The sequence below is a fragment of the Clostridioides sp. ZZV14-6345 genome, from assembly GCF_020657775.1.
Classification (GTDB): domain Bacteria; phylum Bacillota; class Clostridia; order Peptostreptococcales; family Peptostreptococcaceae; genus Clostridioides; species Clostridioides difficile_D.
In genome coordinates this window covers 1-864 of sequence record NZ_JAGWCX010000156.1, presented here as the reverse complement: position 1 = coordinate 864, position 864 = coordinate 1, and the positions used below count along the sequence as shown (strand labels likewise).

General features: G+C 22.7%; 1 protein-coding gene. It reads left to right on the top strand.

Annotated elements, in window-relative coordinates; genetic code table 11:
* Nucleotides 1–301, top strand: a 301-nt coding sequence (locus KGF39_RS19390) for an N-acetylmuramoyl-L-alanine amidase (protein ID WP_227823568.1), incomplete at its 5' end; no start/stop codon positions are given.
* Between the last annotated feature and the right edge of the window lie 563 nt (nt 302–864).

Sequence of the window (864 nt, the reverse complement as noted above, 5' to 3'; positions counted from 1 at the left end):
AGAAGTATTTTATAAACTTAAAGATAAAAATGGGGGAACTACTAAGACTCTAGCTACAAATATATTAAATAGAATTTTAGAAAAGTTCAATCTAAAGAATAGAGGTACAAAAATAAGAACACTATCAACTGACCCTACAAAAGATTATTTGTATGTTTTAAGAACTAATGATATGCCAGCTGTACTTGTAGAATGTGCATTTTTAGATAATGAGAAAGATATGAGCTTGCTTAATACATCAAGTAAAGTAAAAGAAATGGGTACACAAATAGGTAAAGGTATTGAAGATTCATTAAAATAGTCTAGAATGAAAGTACTCAAAAATTTAATATAAACTAATTCACAGTTTTAAATTTAGATTAAATCTATAAAATAAGAACATAATTATGATAGTAATAAAGACTGTATATACATTGTGCATATAAGTGCAAAATAGTGTATATGCAGTCTTTTTGTAGTTAAGTGTAAGTATAAAGGATTTATATATACAAAGACTATAGTTAGCTATCAAAAGTTGTGTTATTCATCTGAAAAAAATAATAAAAATTCAACTATTATGTGTTATTATGTGTTTTTTATAGATTTTTATGGATTTTTATAGCAATAAGTGATATAGTGAAAGTAATTAAATGTATTAAATATATTTAATTTTTTTATTTTTTGTTTTTTATAAGTTTATTTTTTATAAACTTATTTATAGTTTTAGGAAATACACTTTGACATATTTTTAAATGTTAAAATACTAAAAAACAAATTAGAAATTTATGTTAAGTAAGGAGATTAATATGAAAAAAAATGCAAGATTAATAACAACAGGAATTCTTTCAATGGCAATTGTTGCACCTACAATGGCATTTGCTACTG